At 67.7% G+C, this 19,395-nt stretch carries 20 protein-coding genes; 16 read left to right on the top strand and 4 right to left on the bottom strand.

Translation table 11 applies throughout. The annotated features are described in order from the left end of the window. Nucleotides 1-94 precede the first annotated feature (94 nt). From leuS to CJ177_RS21980, 7 genes are all read left to right on the top strand, one after another. A complete protein-coding gene (leuS, locus tag CJ177_RS21955) occupies nucleotides 95-2,959 on the top strand; it encodes a leucine--tRNA ligase (RefSeq protein WP_025433637.1) in 2,865 nt (954 codons plus the stop codon). Nucleotides 2,960-3,030: 71 nt separating this feature from the next. Next, nucleotides 3,031-3,177 carry a hypothetical protein gene (locus CJ177_RS48360; RefSeq protein ID WP_231914445.1) on the top strand — a complete coding sequence of 49 codons (147 nt, stop codon included), beginning with the start codon at nucleotides 3,031-3,033 and terminating at the stop codon, nucleotides 3,175-3,177. A gap of 8 nt (nucleotides 3,178-3,185) precedes the next feature. Then, entirely contained in the window at nucleotides 3,186-3,626 is a 441-nt protein-coding gene (locus CJ177_RS21960) for a hypothetical protein (RefSeq protein WP_231914446.1), read from the top strand. Continuing rightward, nucleotides 3,608-4,243 (top strand): hypothetical protein, encoded by a 636-nt coding sequence (locus CJ177_RS21965; protein ID WP_257014624.1) that lies wholly within the window; start codon nucleotides 3,608-3,610, stop codon nucleotides 4,241-4,243. Before CJ177_RS21960 ends, CJ177_RS21965 begins: the two co-directional genes overlap by 19 nt. A 43-nt stretch (nucleotides 4,244-4,286) precedes the next feature. Continuing rightward, nucleotides 4,287-4,736, top strand: coding sequence for a DUF5990 family protein (locus CJ177_RS21970; protein ID WP_061044775.1), 450 nt, complete (start codon nucleotides 4,287-4,289; stop codon nucleotides 4,734-4,736). Between the two features lie 124 nt (nucleotides 4,737-4,860). Further along, nucleotides 4,861-5,388, top strand: a complete 528-nt coding sequence (locus CJ177_RS21975; protein WP_231914447.1) for a DUF5994 family protein — start codon at nucleotides 4,861-4,863, stop codon at nucleotides 5,386-5,388. After that, the gene (locus CJ177_RS21980; protein WP_005249160.1) at nucleotides 5,385-5,843 is read left to right on the top strand and encodes a DUF5994 family protein; all 459 of its coding nucleotides are present in this window, start codon (nucleotides 5,385-5,387) and stop codon (nucleotides 5,841-5,843) included. Before CJ177_RS21975 ends, CJ177_RS21980 begins: the two co-directional genes overlap by 4 nt. Nucleotides 5,844-5,846: 3 nt before the next feature. Here CJ177_RS21980 and CJ177_RS21985 read toward each other — a convergent pair whose 3' ends face one another. Both CJ177_RS21985 and CJ177_RS21990 read right to left on the bottom strand, forming a co-directional pair. After that, nucleotides 5,847-6,782: a DMT family transporter gene (locus CJ177_RS21985; RefSeq protein WP_005249162.1), complete on the bottom strand. Its 936-nt coding sequence runs from the start codon at nucleotides 6,780-6,782 to the stop codon at nucleotides 5,847-5,849. A gap of 27 nt (nucleotides 6,783-6,809) precedes the next feature. Continuing rightward, complete coding sequence (locus CJ177_RS21990) at nucleotides 6,810-7,439, bottom strand: TetR/AcrR family transcriptional regulator (RefSeq protein ID WP_005249163.1); 630 nt, start codon at nucleotides 7,437-7,439, stop codon at nucleotides 6,810-6,812. Nucleotides 7,440-7,693: 254 nt separating this feature from the next. On the opposite strand from CJ177_RS21990, the gene CJ177_RS21995 reads away from it, so the two are divergent. From CJ177_RS21995 to CJ177_RS22025, 7 genes are all read left to right on the top strand, one after another. Then, nucleotides 7,694-8,527 carry an SDR family NAD(P)-dependent oxidoreductase gene (locus tag CJ177_RS21995; protein ID WP_005249164.1) on the top strand — a complete coding sequence of 278 codons (834 nt, stop codon included), beginning with the start codon at nucleotides 7,694-7,696 and terminating at the stop codon, nucleotides 8,525-8,527. Then, nucleotides 8,524-10,596: an acetate--CoA ligase family protein gene (locus CJ177_RS22000; RefSeq protein ID WP_095868573.1), complete on the top strand. Its 2,073-nt coding sequence runs from the start codon at nucleotides 8,524-8,526 to the stop codon at nucleotides 10,594-10,596. The genes CJ177_RS21995 and CJ177_RS22000 overlap by 4 nt, the downstream gene beginning before the upstream one ends. A 20-nt stretch (nucleotides 10,597-10,616) precedes the next feature. Further along, nucleotides 10,617-11,816, top strand: a complete 1,200-nt coding sequence (locus CJ177_RS22005) for an acyl-CoA dehydrogenase family protein (protein ID WP_005249166.1) — start codon at nucleotides 10,617-10,619, stop codon at nucleotides 11,814-11,816. Between the two features lie 4 nt (nucleotides 11,817-11,820). After that, nucleotides 11,821-12,549: an enoyl-CoA hydratase/isomerase family protein gene (locus tag CJ177_RS22010; RefSeq protein ID WP_095868574.1), complete on the top strand. Its 729-nt coding sequence runs from the start codon at nucleotides 11,821-11,823 to the stop codon at nucleotides 12,547-12,549. A 74-nt stretch (nucleotides 12,550-12,623) separates the two neighbouring features. Then, nucleotides 12,624-14,033 (top strand): MFS transporter, encoded by a 1,410-nt coding sequence (locus tag CJ177_RS22015; protein ID WP_095868575.1) that lies wholly within the window; start codon nucleotides 12,624-12,626, stop codon nucleotides 14,031-14,033. Nucleotides 14,034-14,175: 142 nt separating this feature from the next. Then, nucleotides 14,176-14,550: a nuclear transport factor 2 family protein gene (locus CJ177_RS22020; RefSeq protein WP_061044771.1), complete on the top strand. Its 375-nt coding sequence runs from the start codon at nucleotides 14,176-14,178 to the stop codon at nucleotides 14,548-14,550. Between the two features lie 67 nt (nucleotides 14,551-14,617). Next, nucleotides 14,618-15,712 (top strand): DUF6777 domain-containing protein, encoded by a 1,095-nt coding sequence (locus CJ177_RS22025; protein ID WP_061044770.1) that lies wholly within the window; start codon nucleotides 14,618-14,620, stop codon nucleotides 15,710-15,712. Between the two features lie 15 nt (nucleotides 15,713-15,727). Here the strand turns inward: CJ177_RS22025 and CJ177_RS22030 are convergent, their stop codons facing one another. Continuing rightward, the gene (locus CJ177_RS22030) at nucleotides 15,728-16,537 is read right to left on the bottom strand and encodes a CPBP family intramembrane glutamic endopeptidase (protein WP_095868576.1); all 810 of its coding nucleotides are present in this window, start codon (nucleotides 16,535-16,537) and stop codon (nucleotides 15,728-15,730) included. Nucleotides 16,538-16,710: 173 nt separating this feature from the next. Between CJ177_RS22030 and CJ177_RS22035 the strand changes: the two genes are divergently transcribed. Continuing rightward, nucleotides 16,711-17,856: a TIGR03364 family FAD-dependent oxidoreductase gene (locus CJ177_RS22035; protein WP_095868577.1), complete on the top strand. Its 1,146-nt coding sequence runs from the start codon at nucleotides 16,711-16,713 to the stop codon at nucleotides 17,854-17,856. 41 nt (nucleotides 17,857-17,897) lie between these two features. Beyond that, the gene (locus CJ177_RS22040) at nucleotides 17,898-18,599 is read left to right on the top strand and encodes a phosphonatase-like hydrolase (protein WP_061044767.1); all 702 of its coding nucleotides are present in this window, start codon (nucleotides 17,898-17,900) and stop codon (nucleotides 18,597-18,599) included. Nucleotides 18,600-18,612: 13 nt separating this feature from the next. Here CJ177_RS22040 and CJ177_RS22045 read toward each other — a convergent pair whose 3' ends face one another. Beyond that, nucleotides 18,613-19,368 (bottom strand): GntR family transcriptional regulator, encoded by a 756-nt coding sequence (locus CJ177_RS22045; protein ID WP_061044766.1) that lies wholly within the window; start codon nucleotides 19,366-19,368, stop codon nucleotides 18,613-18,615. Between the last annotated feature and the right edge of the window lie 27 nt (nucleotides 19,369-19,395).

A 19,395-nucleotide genomic window follows, 5' to 3' on the forward strand; every position in this document is an offset into this window, starting at 1 on the left:
CGGACGCGCAGGTGAGCCCGGGTGGGGTGAGGCTCTACCCTGGTTGACGGTATCCCCCTAATTCAGAATGTCAGCCAAGTAGATAGCGACCACAGTGACCGAGCACGTGCAGCCCGCCAACCCGTCCGACGCGACCCCGCAGCACCGCTACACCGCGGAACTCGCCGGCCAGATCGAGCAGCGCTGGCAGGACCGGTGGAGCGAGGAGGGCACGTTCAACGCGCCCAACCCGGTCGGTCCCCTCGCCGGCGACGTTCCCGCGGACAAGTTGTTCGTGCAGGACATGTTCCCGTACCCGTCGGGGACGGGTCTGCACGTGGGCCACCCGCTCGGCTACATCGCCACCGACGTGTTCGCCCGCTATCACCGCATGCAGGGCCACAACGTGCTGCACACCCTCGGCTACGACGCGTTCGGTCTGCCTGCCGAGCAGTACGCGGTGCAGACGGGCACGCACCCGCGGACCACCACCGAGGCCAACATCGTCAACATGAAGCGGCAGCTGCGCCGCCTCGGGCTCGGCCACGACGAACGCCGTACGTTCGCGACCACCGACACCGACTTCTACCACTGGACGCAGTGGATCTTCCTGCAGATCCACGACGCGTGGTTCGACAAGGAGGCGGGCAAGGCCCGGCGCATCTCGGAGCTCGAGGCCGAGTTCGTGTCGGGTGCGCGGTCGCTGGAGGACGGACGGGACTGGGCGTCGCTGTCCGTGTCCGAGAAGGAGGCGGTCCTCGACTCCTACCGCCTCGTCTACCACTCCGATTCGATGGTCAACTGGTGCCCCGGTCTGGGCACGGTGCTGGCGAACGAAGAGGTCACCGCGGACGGTCGCAGCGACCGCGGCAACTTCCCCGTGTTCCGTAAGCACCTGCAGCAGTGGATGATGCGCATCACCGCGTACTCGGACCGTCTGGTGGACGACCTGGAGTACCTGGACTGGCCCGAGAAGGTCAAGACCATGCAGCGCAACTGGATCGGGCGCTCGCACGGTGCGCAGGTGAAGTTCGCCGTCGGGGTCGAGCGGAGCGAGGGTGAATCCACGGTCCACGACGTCGAGGTGTTCACGACGCGTCCGGACACACTGTTCGGCGCGACGTACGTGACGCTGGCCCCGGAGCACGAACTGGTGGACGACATCGTCGCGGCCGAGTGGCCCGAGGGTGTCGATTCGCGCTGGACCGGCGGTGCTGCAACTCCCGCCGAAGCGGTTGCGGCGTACCGGAAGTCGATCGCGTCGAAGTCGGATCTCGAGCGTCAGGAATACAAGGAGAAGACGGGTGTCTTCCTCGGCACCTACGCCGTGAACCCGGTGAACGGGCTCGAGCTGCCGGTGTTCATCGCCGACTACGTCCTCACCGGCTACGGCACGGGCGCCATCATGGCCGTCCCCGGCCACGACCACCGCGACTACGAGTTCGCGACCGAGTTCGGCCTCGACATCGTCGAGGTGATCTCCGGCGGCGACCTCACCAAGGACGCGTACACCGGCGACGGCACCATCGTGAACTCCGATTTCCTGAACGGGATGAGCGTCGCCGACGCCAAGAAGGCGATCACCGACCGCCTGGAAGCGGACGGCACCGGCAAGGGCACCATCCAGTACAAGCTGCGCGACTGGCTGTTCGCGCGCCAGCGGTACTGGGGCGAGCCGTTCCCCATCGTGTACGACGCCGAGGGAAACGCGCGCGCCCTGCCGGAATCGGCTCTGCCGGTGGAGCTCCCGGAGGTCGAGGACTACGCACCCGTGTCGTTCGATCCCGACGACGCGTCCTCGGAGCCCTCTCCCCCGCTGGCGAAGGCCGTCGACTGGGTCAACGTCGAACTCGACCTCGGTGACGGACTGCAGACGTACCGCCGCGACACCAACGTGATGCCGCAGTGGGCGGGCAGCTCCTGGTACCAGCTGCGGTACATCGACCCCACCAACCCGGACGTGTTCTGCGACAAGGAGAACGAACGGTACTGGACGGGTCCGCGTCCGGAGATCCACGGACCCAACGATCCCGGCGGCGTCGACCTGTACGTCGGCGGTGTCGAGCACGCCGTGCTGCACCTGCTGTACTCGCGGTTCTGGCACAAGGTGCTGTTCGACCTCGGCTACGTCAGCTCGAGCGAGCCGTACCGTCGCCTGTACAACCAGGGCTACATCCAGGCGTACGCGTACACCGACGCGCGCGGCGTCTACGTGCCTGCCGACGAGGTGGAGGAGAAGGACGGCAAGTTCTTCCACCAGGGCGTCGAGGTCAACCGCGAGTACGGGAAGATGGGCAAGAGCCTCAAGAACTCCGTGTCGCCGGACGAGATCTGCGAGGAGTACGGCGCCGACACGCTCCGCGTGTACGAGATGTCGATGGGTCCGCTGGACACGTCCCGTCCGTGGGCGACCAAGGACGTCGTCGGTGCGCAGCGCTTCCTGCAGCGCGCGTGGCGTGTGGTGGTCGACGAGGAGTCCGGTGCAGTCCGCGTCACCGACGACGCCCCGACGGAGGACACGCTGCGCGCGCTGAACAAGGCGATCGCCGGTGTCGGCGAGGACTACACGGCCCTGCGGGACAACACGGCGGCGGCCAAGCTGATCGAGTACACCAACCACCTCACCAAGGCGTACCCCGGCGGTGCGCCCCGCTCGGTGGTGGAGCCGCTGGTGCTGATGCTGGCACCGCTGGCCCCGCACCTCGCGGAGGAACTGTGGTCGCGGCTCGGGCACGAGAAGTCCCTGGCTCACGGACCCTTCCCCGTGGCCGAGGAGAAGTGGCTGGTGGAAGACACCGTCGAGTACCCGATCCAGGTCAACGGCAAGGTCCGCAGCCGCGTGACCGTCGCCGCCGACGCCCCGCGCGAGGAGATCGAGAAGATCGCGCTGGCCGACGACAAGATCGTGGCGCTCCTCGACGGCCAGGATCCCCGCAAGGTGATCGTCGTCCCCGGCAAGATGGTCAACATAGTGCGCTGACGCGCCCGTGAGTACTTATTAACGTTGGGCGGTTAATAAGTACTCACAGGCGCGAAGCGCACAAGGCCGTGATGGCTCCCCGAGACGGGACGGTGGTCGACGGGCTCCGTGAAGTCGACGTCTACGACCTGCCGACCGCGTGCACCGCGGACGTCGCCGGCATCTACCTCACCTGGGACGTCGATCAGGATTCCTCGTCGAGCAGCGGGACTTCCTGAACTCGTTCGTGGTCCGCGGCGGCCGTGTCGTCGTCAACGGGCACGTACAGCGCATCTTCCTGGACGGACTGACCAGGTGGCGCAAGCTCGAGTTCCGCGGCCCCTCGGATCTGGCGCTGACGCGTGTGACGGACCATCCTGTGTGGGCCGGCACCGATCCGAAGGCGTTTCTCTACAACACCGGCCGCCGCGGACCGGTGCCGTTCGCCGAACTCGAACGGATCGGCGTCGCGGGGTTCTACGGCCGTTGCTGTTATCTGGACCTGCCGGACGGCGCGCGGGTTGTGCACACGATCGGCCGCACCCGCGCCTCGATCGACTACGAGTACCCGCTCGGCGCCGGTCGCGTGCTGGTGCACGGCGGCAACGACCTGCTCCAGTTCTCGGGTGCCGATCGCGGCACCGCCGACCTGCGGACGCAGATCGTCCGATGGCTGGCGGCACGATGACCCGCGCCGCGACCGTCGCCTTCCTGCACGGTGGCAGCCACGCCCAGTTGGCCACCCTCGCCGATCCCGCCCTGGAGCCGTACCGGATCCGCCCGGTGCACGTGCGCACCGGCGACCTCGACGACATTCGCGACGTCGACGTCCTGGTGGTGGCGGACCGCCTGCGCCCGGACTTGCTGACACGGTGGACGGACACGATCACCGACTGTCTCGGCCGCGGCGCGACGGTGGTCGTCTTCGGCGAGAACAACTCCGGGGACTGGCTGCCCGGCGTCCGCGAGGTCAGTCGCCCCACCGTCTTCTGGTGGTGGCGCACCGGCGAGGATCACCGACTGCGGCTGCGGTCCCCGGACCATCCGGCGTGGGACTACTTCTCCGAACATTCCGTGATCTGGCATTACCACGGCGTCCTGGAGCCGCCGGGTCGCGCGGTGAGCCTGGTCGATCTGCACACCGAGGACGGCGAGCGCGACGGTTCGGTCCTCTTCGTCGACGAGACCACCACCGCGGGGCGGCTGCTCGTCACCACGATGGACCCCGTGTACCACCACGGATCCGGATTCATGCCCGGCGCAACGCAACTGTTGTGCGCTGACGCGCCCGTGAGTACTTGTTAACCACGGGCGGTTGATAAGTACTCACGGGTGGTTTGATACATAGGTGCAACTCGTGATCGAGGCAACCGACCTTCCCGGATCGTCGTGCCCGCCGGGAGCCAATTTCCCCGGCTACGACAACATCCACGTGGCGGTGCAACGCCGCGGTGCCCACGCCGGCCTGCTCGGTCTGCATCCGGGAGACGCGACCACCGCCCGCTGGGTTCTCGACTGCAAGGCCACCCCGAAGCCGACGGGTCTCGACATCACCGGACCGTACGTGCAGGGCCGGCCGGGCGCGCGGTTCGTCTACCTGTCGTGGGGAACGGTCGACGCCGACGGCGGATTCGACATGTTCCGCCGGGCGAAGTTGATGTGGGACGCGGTGGATCCGGCGACTGCGGAGGCCGCGTCGGCTGCCGGTCGCATCACGGCGCGGCTCGGGCTCACCGACGCCCGGGGAAATCCGCTGTGCGCTGCGGTCCGTCCGCCGTTGATCGAGTGGTCGGCGTAGCCGATCGCCGTATCCCCTGCGCGTAGGGTGAGGGTATCGGAGGCACTTCGCATGCGAACGCCCAAGATCGCGTCGCCGCCGACAGAGATATCGGCTGCCTTGCGGCCGAGGCGGGAGCGTCGTCATGACGCTACAACAGGATCGCAACTTTCCCGGTCGTCTTCACGGTGCCCATACTCGTGGCGGTCCGGCGCAGTCGCCGCGTCTGCGGTTGAAGCCCGAAGCGCCCAGTGCGGGCACCGTGGACGGCGCCTGGTGGCCCCGGTCCCGCGACCTCACCGTGGAGATTCCGGATCTGGTTGCGCTGGTGGCAATTCGAGTGGGTGTCGTCGATCGGATCGTGTACGACATCAAGGCCTGGCTTCCTGCTCCGCGCCGGATCATGGTGGCGGGGCGATCGGTGCATCTCGACGGCTACGAGTACCAGCCGCTCAACACCCTGTACGTGAGCGGTGTGAAGCGGACGAGGTTGACGCTTCTGGTGGTGCCCCCCGAGGCCGATGCCCGCTACGCCGACTCGACGATGCACACGGCGGCCAACCCCAACAGTGCCCTGACCGCCGACGAGCTGCTGATGTCGGGCATCAAGGGCATCAAGGGCATCAGGGACGGCTTCGACCGCACCTCGAGCGCGAAGGGACGTGAACGATGACGCACGACGACAACATCACGCACTCCGGGCGTGGGCTGGGACTCTCTCGGCCGACGGCCGACGGTGGGCAGCCTTTCGACGCACCCACCCGGACCCCGAGACTGCTGCTGCGCGCTCGCGGCGAGGTCTCGGAGGGTGTCGACGGGGCGTGGTGGCCCCGAACCACCAACCTGACCACCGAACTGCACGACCTGATCAGCGCACTGACGGATCGAGTGGGGACGACCGAACGCGTCGCCTTCGATTGGAACTCGCTGAGCATCTCGCAACGCGGCATCGACCGTCAGGACGGAATCGAGGTGTCCGGCCCGGATCCGGACCAGCCGCCCGACATCATGCACGTCTTCGGTACCGACGGACGTCGGCTCGACATCCTGATCGTCGGACCCAACACGGACGCCGACAACGCTTTCGAGGCGATGCAGAGGGCGGTGGGTCTCGCTCCGGACCGGTAGACGCTATCGGCTCTCGGCCCCGTGCAGGGCCGGCGGCCGATCGACGTGCCGGGGACGCTTCTCCCGCATCCACGGCAGCGCTGCGGACGCGATCAGGACGACGGCCATCCCCGCCCACTGCGGCGGCGACAGTTGCTCGCCCAGCAGAATCTGCGCGGCCAGTACCCCGACCACCGGTTCGAGCAGTCCGAGGAGGCTGACCGACGCCGATCCGAGCGCTCGCACGGCGATGAAGGAGCAGCCGATCCCGATGGGCATCAGCAGGAGCCCCTGGAACAGGATGGACCCCCACCCGCTGGGTGCGAACGTCCAGGACTGTCCGTCGACGACGGCGATGGTGCCGGTGGCGATTCCGGCGCCGAGTGACGCCAGTCCGCCGGCGGCGACGGGGCTGACCTGGTGTACCCATCGTTCCCCGACCACCAGATACAGGGCGTACCCGGCCGCGCTGAGGAGGGCGAGTATCGCCCCGTTCAGGGCGACGGTGGAGCTGCCCGCGCCTGCGACGAGTGCGATGCCGCCGGACATCGCGAGGGCCAGCACCAACTGACCGCGGTGGATCCTGTTCCGGGTGAGCACCCAGACCAGCGCCATCACGAACAGCGGGTAGACGTGGACGATCACGACCGCGATCTGGGCACCGGTAACCCGCACTGCCGCAAAGAAACACAGCAGCTGGATTCCGAACAGTGGGCCGCAGACGACGCACAGCCCGACAGCGGACTTCCAGGTCACGCCCGCCAGTCTTCCGGTGGACCAGGCCAGGAGTAGCAGGAGTGCGGCACCGACGAGGCTGCGGAGGCAGACGAGGACGGCCGGGGACACGCCCCCGGCGTAGCCGATCGCGGCGAACGTCGGGGTGAGTCCGTAGGCGACCGCCGAGGCCGCGCCACATCCCCAGGCGACGGCACTGCGCCCGCGGGTGGTGCTAGCGCCCATGGACTCGAACGCGTCGAGCGGTCCGCTTCACCATGTCCGCGGCGCGACGAGTTCGTCGTGAACGAACTGCACGAGAACCTCTTTCATGGCGGCGACGGTCATGTTCGGTGCGCCGGTGAGAACCTGGATGGCGGTCCCGTCGGTGAGCGCGGTCAACCGCTGCGCGATGGTTTCCGGGTCGACGTCGGTGCGGAAGATCTCCTGGCGTTGTCCGCGCCGGACGATCTTGACGACGGTTTCGTGCCAGCGCGCGTAGTACGTGTTGTGGAACGGGCGGAGTTCGGGTCGAAGCGTGGCCTCGGCCCAGAATTGCAGCCAGATGGACCACTCGTCGCGCAGCGGTCCGACGCGGGGCAACTGCATGTCGATCAGGCGGAGCAGTCGCTCGTGGGCGTTGTCGATTGCCTTGAGTTCGCGACTCTGCCGGTCGAACGCGTTGTCGATGGCGTGGCGGAGGGCCGCCGTCAGGACGTCGCTCTTGCCGGGGAAGTAGTAGTGCACCGCCCCGGTGCTGGTGCCGACGACCTGCGCGATGTCGGAGATGCGGACCGAGTGGTATCCGCGCTCGGCGATCAGCTGAGCCGCGGCATCGAGTATCGCCGTTCGGCGCGCGTCCTCGGTGAGTTGAGCGGTCACTGTCCCTCCTTCGATGGTCATCTGACTGATCCATCAAATCATACGCTTCAAACTGACGCATCAGTCAGACGATGCATCCTCTGAGTGAAAGGCGCCGAATCCGGGCATTCGCCGACATAACAGCAGTTCAATCTGCATGAACGAGCAGGGGAAGCATTCGGGCGGTGAGTCAGTTTCCGAAAAAACCTTGACATCTGTGGGCTGCATCACGGTATAACTGATGCATCAGTCAGACCCTGGTGGTCGGAACGGTAGCGACGAGAGGCGAACGCTCGATGGAATGTGAGAACCCAGGCGGAGGCGCCGGGCAGGTGCTGCGCCCCGATGTCCATCGCGGGCGGGTGGCACTGATCACCGGTGGAGGCACCGGGATCGGACGCGCGATCGCACTGGACATGGCGAGGTGTGGAGCCGACGTCGTCATCAGCGGTCGCCGGTCCGAGCCCCTCGAGAAGACCGCAGCCGAGATCGAGGCGCTGGGTGCCCGGGTGCTCGCAGTGCCCGCCGACATTCGCGAAGAACAGCAGGTGACCGATCTGGTCGACCGCGCCCTCGACACGTTCGGCCGGATCGACATCCTGGTCAACAATGCGGGTGGCCAGTTCGCGGCGCCGGCCGAGGACATCACGAGCAAGGGATGGCGCGCCGTTCACCGCCTCGCCGTCGACGCCACCTGGGCGGTCACCCGGGAGGTCGCCGTTCGCGCGATGATTCCGCAGCGGTCGGGATGCATCTTCTTCATGGCGTTCTCCCCGCGTCGCGGAATCGCATCGATGGTCCATGCCACCTCGGCCCGCGCCGCCCTCGAGAACCTGGCTTCCGGACTGTCGCTGGAGTGGAGCCGGTACGGAATCCGGTCGATCTGCATCGCCCCCGGCACCATCGCGACGGAGGGCATGGAGGGCAACTACACCGAAGAGGCCCGGGCGCAATGGACGTCCGCGGTGCCGCTCGGACGGCTGGGTACGGCCGAGGACGTTTCCGGAGTCGTCACGTTCCTTGCCTCCCCCGCAGGCAGTTACGTCACCGGGACCACTCTGGTGATCGACGGCGGCGCCGACGCCTGGGGTACTGGTCACCCCGCTCCGAAGGTCGAGGAGACGCGATGAGCGCGATCGTCGACCGCGACCTCACGGCGCTGTTCGATCCCCGGTCGGTCGCCGTCCTCGGTGCCAGCAACGACGAGACGAAGTACGGCAACTGGATCAGCGTCCAGGCTCTCCGCATGAAGGGCAGCCGGTCGGTCCACCTCGTCAACCGGCGCGGCGAGCGCATCCTGGGACACCCCTCGCTCCGGAGCCTGTCGGAACTCGACGAACGAGTCGATCTCGTCGTCATCACCGTCCCGGCGCAGGGTTTCGAGGAGGCCGTGGACGACGCCCTCGCGGCAGGCGCCACCGCGATCGTCGGCGTCACCGCCGGTTTCGCCGAACTCGGTGCTGCCGGAAAGGCTGTGCAGGATCGGGTCGTGGAGCGGGTGCGGGCCGCCGGGGCCGTCCTCCTCGGGCCGAACTGCCTGGGTGTGCTGGATTCGAGCACGGCGCTGACGCTGGCCTCGAACCCGCTTCCCGCCGGCCGGGTCGCGCTGCTCTCCCAGAGCGGCAACATGGCACTCGAACTCAGCCAGTTCCTCGAGGCCCGCGGACACGGGTTCTCCCGGTTCGCCTCGCTCGGGAACCAGGCAGACCTCGGCGCCGCCGACCTCATCCGCTCCTGCGTCGAGCACGACGACACCGATCTCATCGCCGTGTACTGCGAGGACTTCGGTGACGGGCGGGCGTTCGTCGACGCGGCCGCCCAGGCGTCCCGGGCGGGGAAGCCGGTCCTGTTGCTGACGGTGGATGGCAGCGAGGCATCCGTCCGCGGGGCGCAGTCGCACACGGGATCGCTGACGTCCGACAGCGCGGTCATCGACGCGGCCTGCCGGGCCGCCGGGGTGTACCGGGTGTCGAGTCCACGGCAGCTCGCGGACGTGGCGGCCACCCTCCTCGGTTACGGACCCGCGGAGGTGCGCCGGGTCGGCGTCGTCGCGGACGGCGGCGGGCACGCAGGTGTCGCGTCCGACGTCGTGGAGGCTGCCGGACTCACGGTGCCCGAGTTCACGGCCGACGTCAGCAGTGCACTGCGCGCCCTGTTGCCACCGTCCGCCGGGGTGACCAACCCGGTCGACCTCGCCGGCGCCGGGGAACAGGACATCACCTCGTTCGTCTCGGTCCTCGACACCATCCTGCAGAGTCCGGCCATCGACTCCGTCCTGCTCACCGGATATTTCGGCGGCTACGGGAGTTACGGTGAGAACCTCGCGCGAGCGGAGGTCGACACCGCCCGTGCGATGGCGGAGACGGCGCGAAACCACGGCAAGCCGGTCGTCGTGCACACGATGCATCCCGACAGCGCCGCGGCCCGGGTCCTGACCGACAGCGGAGTCCCGGTCTTCCGGGCGGTGGAGGATGCCTCCGGTGCGCTCGGAGTCATCGCCGAAACCGCTGCGCCGCAGCATCCTGCGGGCGGGGAGAGCGAGCCGGCCGAGCCGGTCGCCAGCGACGCCTACTGGGACGCCCGCGAACTCTTCCGCGGTGCGGGCGTCGAGTTCCCGGACGCGCAACTGGTGCGGACGTGCGCCGAAGCGGTGGCAGCGGCCGGCAGCGTGGGATACCCCGTGGTTCTGAAGGCGATGGGCCTGCTGCACAAGTCCGACTCCGGCGGGGTCGCACTGGGTTTGGAAACCGCGCAGCAACTCACCGACGCGTTCACGCGTATGGACGGCTCGCTCGCCGCGCCCGCCTACTGCGTGGAGAGCATGGCCGACCTGAGTGAGGGAGTCGAACTCATCGTGGGCGTCCAGACCGACCCGCGATTCGGACCCGTGGCGATGGTGGGTCTCGGCGGCATCTTCACCGAGGTCCTCGCCGACGTCGCCTTCGCACTGGCGCCCGTCGACGCGGAGACCGCCCGTGGTCTGCTCGACAACCTGCGGGCATCCGCTCTGCTCCGAGGGGTTCGCGGCAGGCCCCCGATCAACCTCGACGCGGCCGCGGACGCCATCGCCGCCGTCACGGCCGTGGCCACCGCGCACCCCGAGATCGCGGAACTCGAAATCAACCCGCTGTTCGTCACTCCGAAGCAAGCCCTCGGACTCGACGCACGCATCGTCCTCAACACATCGAACACCAACTGACACAAGGAAGTTCTGACACCATGGAATTCGCATACAGCCCCCGCCTCGCCGACCTCAAGGAGCGCGCACGCGCCCTGACCGACACGATCATGCAGTTCGAGGACGAGTGCGAAAGAAACAACGGAATTTCCGACGAATCCCACGCCACCATCAAAGCGGCCGTCCTCGCATCGGGACTCCAGGCGATCAACACCCCCGTCGAATACGGCGGTGCCGGACTGACGGTGCTCGAGCAGGCCGTCGTGCAGGACGAACTCGGCAAGCTCACCAACGCGCTGTGGGACACGGTGTGGCGGCCCGCGAACCCGCTGACCCACGCGACCCCCGAACAGCGGGAGCGCTACCTGATTCCCGGTGCCCGCGGCGACCGCCGCGACGCCGTCGCGATCTCCGAGGCCAACGCGGGCTCGGACTTCTCCGCGGCGAGCACCACCGCGACACCCGACGGCAACGGCGGGTACATCATTAACGGCGAGAAGTGGTTCGTCACGGTCGGTGACGTCGCCGACTACCTCATCGTGCTGGCCAACGTCGAACCCGAGCACGCCGCAACGATCTTCCTGATCGACGTCGACACCCCGGGTGTGAAGATCAAGCACATCCCCCGCTACACGCACACGTTCGTCTACGAGCACCCCGAGTTCACGTTCGAGAACGTGCGTGTCGGAGCGGACGCCGTGCTCGGTGGCATCGGACAGGGCCACGACCTCACCCGCGACTGGTTCACGGAGGAGCGGCTGATGATCGGTGCACGCACGATCGGTGCCGCCGAGCGGGCGCTGACCCTGGCCGTCGACTGGGCGCGGGAGCGGGTGCAGGGCGGCGAGCCGCTGATCAACCGTCAGCTGATCCAGGGCATGATCGCCGACTCCGTCGTGGACATCACCACCAACCGGGCGCTCACCCACCAGGTGGCGTGGGAGTTCGACCAGGCCGACCCCAACGATGCCGACTTGCGAAAGACGCTGCACGCCAAGGCTGCAACCGTGAAGCTGGCCGCCTCCGAGGCGTCGAACCGGGTGGTGGACCGGGCCGTCCAGATCTTCGGTGGGCGCGGTTACATCCGCGACTACCCCGTCGAGCGGCTGTGGCGCGAACTGCGCGTCGATCGTATCTGGGAGGGCACGTCCGAGATCCAGCGCCTGGTCATCGCGAACGAGGCCAACAAGCGGGGCCTCGACAATCTGCTGTCCTTCCGCTACGAGGCCGGGGAGAAGTAGCACGATGCCGACCGAGAACGCCGGGACCGTCGATGTGCGCCGCGACGGCGACGTCGCCGTCGTCACCCTGAAGCGGGAACAGAAGCGGAACGCGTTGTCCACGCACATGGAAGCCGAACTGCTCGGCGCACTGGGGTCACCCGAGGTGAAGTCCAGTCGTGCGGTGGTCCTCACCGGGGGCGACTCGGTGTTCTCGGCCGGCGCGGACGTCACCGAACTGCGGGAGATGACCCCGGAGGCGATCGCCGAGTACTACCGCACGTCCGGTTCGGTGTACGAGGTGCTCGCGGCTCTCCCGCAACCCACCGTGTCCGCGATCACCGGCTACTGCCTCGGAGGCGGGCTCGAACTGGCTCTCGCCACCGACATTCGCGTCGCCGATCCGGCCGCGGTGTTCGGATTCCCGGAGATCGGAATCGGGATCCTCCCCAGTTCCGGTGGCGTCACGCGCATCACCCGCATCGTCGGGGCCGGACGTGCCCGCGACCTCGTCCTGCGCGGGCGGCGCTTCGATCACTCGGACGCCGAACGCTGGGGCGTCGTCAGTGAGATCGCCCCTCCCGCGGAGCACGTGAAGCAGGCGCTGAGCATCGCGCACGAACTCGCGGCGTATTCGCCGCTGGCGCTGAGCATCACCAAGCAGGTGCTGGACGTCAGCGCCGACTCCCCGCACCATGCCTCGCTGTTGCTCGAGCAGCTCGCCTACTCGGCGCTGAACAAGACAACCCCTTAGCGGTACCGGCCGAGTGCGGCCGACTCGACCGCCACCCCCAGGGTGACGGCACCAATCTACGTAGTGGAGACGACATGAGTTCCTTCGACGTGATGGACAGACCCGCCAAACGCGGGTTCCACACCAAGCTCCTGATCGCGTGCTGTGGCGGACCATTCCTGGACGGGTACGTCATGAGCATCATCGGCGTGGCCCTGCTCGGGGTGACCGAGCAACTTCACCCGACGACAGCCGAGGCAGGGTTGATCGGCGCGGCCTCGCTGATCGGTATCTTCTTCGGCGCCACCGTGTTCGGCTTCCTCACCGACCGGATCGGCCGGGAGAAGATGTACGCCCTCGACCTGGTGGTGCTGGTCGTCGCGTGCGGGCTGTCGGTGTTCGTCCAATTGCCGTGGCAGCTCATCGTCCTGCGCTTCGTCATCGGCGCGGCCATCGGTGCCGACTACCCCATCGCCACCTCGCTGCTCACCGAGTTCACGCCCACCAAGAAGCGCGGCGCCATGGTCGGGATGTCGGCTGTCGCGTGGTCGGCGGGCGCGGTTGCCGCGTACGTGGTCGGCGCGCTCGTCGTCGGCATCTCCGGCGGCAACGACCACTGGCGACTGCTCCTCGCGTCCAGTGCCGTTCTGGGTCTGATCGTGATCCTGGTGCGTCGCGGAATCCCGGAGTCGCCGCGCTGGCTCCTGAAGAACGGCCGGGTGGCCGACGCCGAGGCCGTGGTCGAGAAGATCTACGGGGAGAAACTCGACCTGAGCAAGGTCACGGTCGAGGACACGGCGGACGAGCCGAAGGCCGACATCCGGATCTACTTTCGCGGCCAGTACCTTGCCCGGCTGATCATGTGCAGCGCTTTGTATCTGGCGGTCGTCACCCCGCTCTACGCACTGCTGACCTTCCTGCCCACGATCCTGTCGGGCTTCTCGATCTCCGGTGACGGTTCCGCGGGGCTCATCGTCGAAACCGTCATCATCGGGCTCATCGTCGCCGGATCCATTCCCGCGCTGTTCCTGGTCGAGAAGTGGGGCCGGCGTCCGATCGCCGTGGTCCCGCTGGCACTGATGGTGATTCCGCTGGCAGGGCTGTGGTTGTGGGCGGACGGGCCCCTCTGGTTCATCGTCGCCGCCTTCTGCGCGTACGCGTTCATCTCCGGCGGTCCGAGCATCCTGGTGTGGATCTACCCCAACGAGCTCTTCCCCACCGAGTTCAGGGCGACTGCGGTGGGAATCGCCACCGCGGTGAGCCGGTTCGGCGCCGCGACGGGCACGTACCTGCTGCCGCTGAGTATCTCGTCGCTGGGAACCGGCACCACGATGCTCTTCGGTGCAGTGCTGACGGCGGTCGCGTTCGTGATCTGCTTCTTCATGTCTCCGGAGACGAAGGGGAAGTCGCTGGAAGAAGTGTCCTCCGTAACGGCTGCTCCGGCCAGGGGGGCGAGCGCTCCCCGGCTCGAGAAATTGGAGGAGGCCTCCGCGCCGCGAACCTGACGACCATGTCCTCTCCGCCTCTGCCGACGTCGGCGGGGGCGGAGCCATGTCCCGCTGCCTGGGAGAAGGGGCTCCCCGGCCGGGACGTGCTGCGCTACTCTCCAAGCTAGAACACGTTCTATTCGACTGAGGAGTTCGCATCATGGCACCGTCCGCAGAAGACATCCGCAAGACCGTCGAAAGGTACATCGAGGCGGTGGCCACCGGGACCGTCGACGACGTCGTCGCGCTGTACGCCGAGGGCGCCACCGTGGAGGATCCCGTGGGCACGGAGCCGCGGACGTCGGTGGAATCGCTGCGCGAGTTCTACGGCGTGATCGAACCCCTGAAGCAGACCGGCGAGCTCCTGACCCTGAAGATCGCCGGCAACTCGGCCGCGTTCCACTTCTCCCTCGTCACCGATCTGGGTGAGCAGAAGCTCGAAATCGCCCCGATCGATGTCATGACCTTCGACGACGACGGGAAGATCACGTCGATGCGGGCGTTCTGGTCGCAGGAGGACATGATCACCAGCTGACCGATTGCCGGGCCGGCAACCACACCGCAATACGGCCCGGCTGATCAGCGACTGTGCTTACCATGGCGTGGTGGCCACCGACGTCGCCGGGCAGGCCGCACGGCGTGCCCGACGCACAGCAGTCGTTCGAGCCGGTACGCGCCCCGGGCGCGCACCGCGTAGCTGGCTGGCGGTCGCCGGGGCCCTGACCGCCGCGGTGCTCGTGGCGTGCTCCTCGGGTTCAGGGTCCAACCCCGACCCGGTCGACCTGGACCGGGCCACCGACAACGGGCAACTTCCGTGGACGGAAGTGCTGCTTCCGCCGCAGACGCCGACGACGGTTCCGTTCGGTCCGCCGGGCACCGACCTGCCGAGCGAACCCCGCGCCGCCGGGATCCGGGTGATCGGCGACCGTGCCGGCCTCTACGGCGGAAGCCCCGACCGAGTGCTCTGCGACCGGCAGCGTCTCGTCGACGACCTCGAGCAGGATCCGGCGAGGCTGCAGGCCTGGTCGAGTGTGTTCCAGGTCGACGACGTGCGGAATTACGTCCGTACCCTGACACCGGTGCTGCTCCGTGCAGATACCCGTGTCACCAACCACGGCTTCGACGACGGGCATGCGAGCGCGTTCCAGTCCGTCCTCGAGGCGGGGACCATCGTGCTGATCGACGACCACGGCGTTCCCCGCGTCCGATGTGTGCGCGGAAGCCCACTGCTCTCCCCGGTGGTGAACGAGAACGCGGACGTGCAGGGTGATCCGTGGCCGGGCTTCCAACAGGACAGGTTGTACGTCGTGCAGCCCTCCAACCTGGCGATGACCGAAGTGACCGTGGTGGATCTGATGACCGGTGGACTGTCGCCGGTGCCGATCGGTTCCGGCCCGCAGCAGCCGGCAGAGCGCCCGAATCCGGTGGCACCCGTGGAAGCCCAGGCGCCGGTGGTGGATTCACCACCGCCTGCGGTGGTGCAGCAGGCGGCTCCGCGGCCCGCGCCGGCACCCGAACCGGCAGCGCCGCCGCCCCCACCGCCCGCGCCGCCACCGCCACCGCCTCCCCCACCGCCCGCGCCAGAGCCGCCGGTGAACTATCCCCCGGCCCCCGCTCCGGCGCCGCCCGCACCGCCACAGCAGATTCAGGTGCAGATACCGGGCCTGCCGCCCATCGTCATCCCCATTCCCAACTGACGGTCGGGCTCCCGGCTAGAGGGCGAAAAGGGCCGCGTTGAGGACAATCGCCTGGGTGAAGAGCGTCCAGTCGTTGATGATGTGCGCGCCCGTCGAGACCCACAGGTTCTTGGTGCGGATGTAGGCGAGCGTGAGAACCAGTCGGGCCCCGCCGATCACGATGAATGCCTGAGCGAAGTTCCAGTCGTAGGTTTGCAGGTGGGCAGCGCCGAACCACACGGCACTGAGCAGCCAGGCCACGACGATCGCCGTCTTGCGAGACAGCTTGGCCTTGGCGAACAGGAAGTACATGACCGCGAGAAACGGGATCATGGTGAACACTTCTTCGCCGACCAATTGGATACCGGTGCCCACGTAGAACGCGACGGTGTCGAGCGCACTCGCCTTGCCCGCATCGTCGACGGCCTCGTTGGACGCTACGTCGAACAGGGATTGCACGATCAACGCCAGCCCGGCCGAGACGGCCAGGTTGAGCAGCGCGAAACCCATCATCGTGAGGACGTCGCGGCCGCTCACTCTGCGAAACAGCGCTTTCCAGTGCTCGCGCGTCACCCGCGCCAGCACTCCGAGCGGGATGGCGACGAACAGGATTCGCGGAATCAGCGCCACGAAGTTGTTCGGCTGAGGGATGAGGATCAGGGCGGCGAAGCCGACGGCGACGGACGCCCACACCAGCACCCACTGCCGCACCGACAGCGCCGCGGGAACCCCGTTGTAGAAGGGGAAGTCGACGCCGTCGCGGCGCTCGATCAAGTGGCCGAAACGATCGTTCGCCGACGGCGATTCGTGCACGGGCGCCGGACTCGGATCGGTAGCACCACTCATCGATTGGCCCTTCTGAGGTGGGTGGATACGGAATGTCATCGTCGCAGAGACGGCCGGCCCGTACCACTCGACCCACCCAACGCACGGTTAACGGAAGGAAACTTATATATACCTGCGGTGAATTCCACCAACTTGTATTGACATGTTGGAGTCCTCGGTTCACAGTGGGACCCATGACACATCAACGACGCTACGACGTGGTGGTTGTCGGTGCCGGAATCGTCGGCCTCGCTCACGCGTACCACGCGGCGAATCGGGGTCTGTCGGTGGCGGTGATCGATCATGCCGACCGGGTGGCGGGCGCGTCCGTCCAGAACTTCGGCCACGCCTGCATCACCGCCCAGTCGGGCGTCGCCCGCGACTACGCCCGAGCGGGCCGGGAGCACTGGCTCGACCTGGCACGTAAGGCCGGGTTCTGGTCTGCCGAGTCCGGAACATACTGCGTAGCACGGCATGACGACGAGCTGGCCGTCATGACCGAGTTCGCGGACGTACGCGGACCGGCCGAAGCGGAACTGCTGTCCCGCGACCGGATCCTCGGCGCGCTACCCATCGTCGGCGACCGCGTCGTCGGGGGCATGTACATGGCCGACGACCTCCAGGTGAACCCGCGGGAAGCGGCCCCCGCCATCGCGCAGTGGCTCGAAGCGTCGGGTGTCGACTTCTTCTGGCGAACCGCCGCAACCGGTTTCGAGACCGGAGCCGTCCGCACCTCGCGGGGCGATCTGCGCGCGGGGACGGTGTTCGTCACCGTCAATTACGACATCGACCGCCTGTTCCCGGAGCCGGCCGAGCGCGCGGGACTCCTGCGGTGCCGGCTCCACATGATGCGCGCGAGGATTCCGTTGTCCGCGCCGTTGCCCGCACCCCTGTTCACGGGCTGGTCGCTCGTGCGGTACAGCGGTTTCGAGAATCTTCCCGCGACGGCGGCGCTCGCGGCACGGCTCCGCGACGAGTACCCCGACTACGTCGACCTCGACCTCCACCAAATGTACACACCACAGCCCGATGGTTCGATCCTGATGGGCGACACTCACATCCGCGAGATCTCGGCCGAGCCGTTCCAGTCGGAGAAGGGGTTCGAGGTGCTGATCCGTGAAGCCGCCGCCCTCTTCGGCGTCTCGGACGTCACCGTCACCGAACGCTGGCAGGGCGTGTACAGCTCGGCTCCCGGTTCGGAATTCCTGATCGAGGAGCCGATCGACGGCGTGCACATCGTCACCGTGACCACCGGGATCGGCATGACCACCAGCACGGGACTGGCGAAGGACCGCATCGAGCACGTCTTCGGCCGCGAAACCCTGCCGGTAATGGCGTAGCAGCACAACCACACTCACCGAACTCCGAGAGGAACCAGACAATGGGAACACATCACCGGGACATCAGCCTCGTCGTCTTCGACATGGCAGGCACCACCGTCGAGGACAGCGGGCTGGTCCAGCAGTCCTTCCTCGCCGCGGACGCGCATGCCGGACTGTCGAAGACCGACGAGGAGCGCCGGCGGATGCTCGACTACGTCTCCGACACCATGGGCCAGTCCAAGATCGTCGTCTTCCGCCATCTCAGCGGCGGAAACGAGGAGCAGGCGCAGGCGGCGAACAAAGAATTCGAACGCTGCTACTCGCAACTCGTCGACGACGGCCGGTGCAGCGCCGTCCCCGGCGCCGAGGAACTCTTCGGCTCGCTGCGTGAGCAGGGCATCAAGACGGCGCTCACCACCGGGTTCGCGCGCGAAACGCAGATGTCGATCATCCGCGCGCTCGGCTGGCAGGACGTCGCCGACGTCGTGTTGTGCCCCGGAGACGGCGTCCGCGGCCGCCCCTTCCCGGACCTGGCGCTGACCGCGTTGATGCGCACCGGCGCCCCGTCCGTGCAGTCCATGGTGGTGCTCGGCGACACCACGTCGGACGTCACCACCGGCCTCCGCGCCGGAGCGCTCGCCTCCGTGGGCGTGCTCACCGGTGCCCACGACGCCACCCAGCTGGCCGAGGCCGGGGCCACCCACGTTCTCGACAGTGTCGCGGACCTGCCCGGTCTGCTCGCCGAACTGCGCAACGCCTGATGGCGGCGGCCGGCTAACTTCCGTTGCCGTCGTCCGACGGAAGTCGGGGGTCGATGGTGCGGGCGTTCACGATGCTGAAGGCGACGAGGTCGGGACGGTACCGATCGTCCGCGTACTCGAACGTGTCGCCGTGCTGATCCCGCGACGTCCGACGTTCCCGGAGCAACGGGCTGCCGGGGTCGATCCCGAGATTCTCGGCGTCGACCCCGGTCGCGGCGACGGCGTCGAGCACATGCTCCATCGATTCGAAGCGGACGCCGCGGGAGGTGAGGTAGTCGGTGATCGATCCGGTGTCGATGTCGAACTCGAACAGCAGGGAGCCGACCCGCTCGGTGAACGTGCTCCGCTCGATCATCGTCGGTTCGCCGTCCAGCAGCCGGACGCGGAGCACCTCGACGACGAAGTCGTCCGTGGTCAATCCCAATGCGCCGGCGGCAGGTTCGGACACCCGGCGACGTGAGATCTCGAGCGTGCGGCTCCCCGCGGCGCGGCCGGTGCGACGTGCCCACTGGGAGAACGGGGTGAACGTGTCCAGGGTCTGCGTGATGTCGTGGCTTCGCACCACGGCAGGCTTCCCCTGGGACAGCAGGATCAGCCCCTCGTTCTTCAACGTCGCCAGAGCCTGGCGCACGGGACCGCGAGACACCTCGAACTCCGCGCACAGCATGCTTTCGCTGGGGAGCGACTCACCCACCGCGTACTGCCGCTGCATGATGCGCTGCCGGAGTTGGAGTGCGACGAACTCATGGCGGGAGCGTGCCTCCACCATTGCGCATCACTCCACTTCCCCGGTCGG

This window comes from Rhodococcus sp. ACPA1 (genome assembly GCF_002300195.1).
GTDB lineage: Bacteria > Actinomycetota > Actinomycetes > Mycobacteriales > Mycobacteriaceae > Rhodococcus_F > Rhodococcus_F opacus.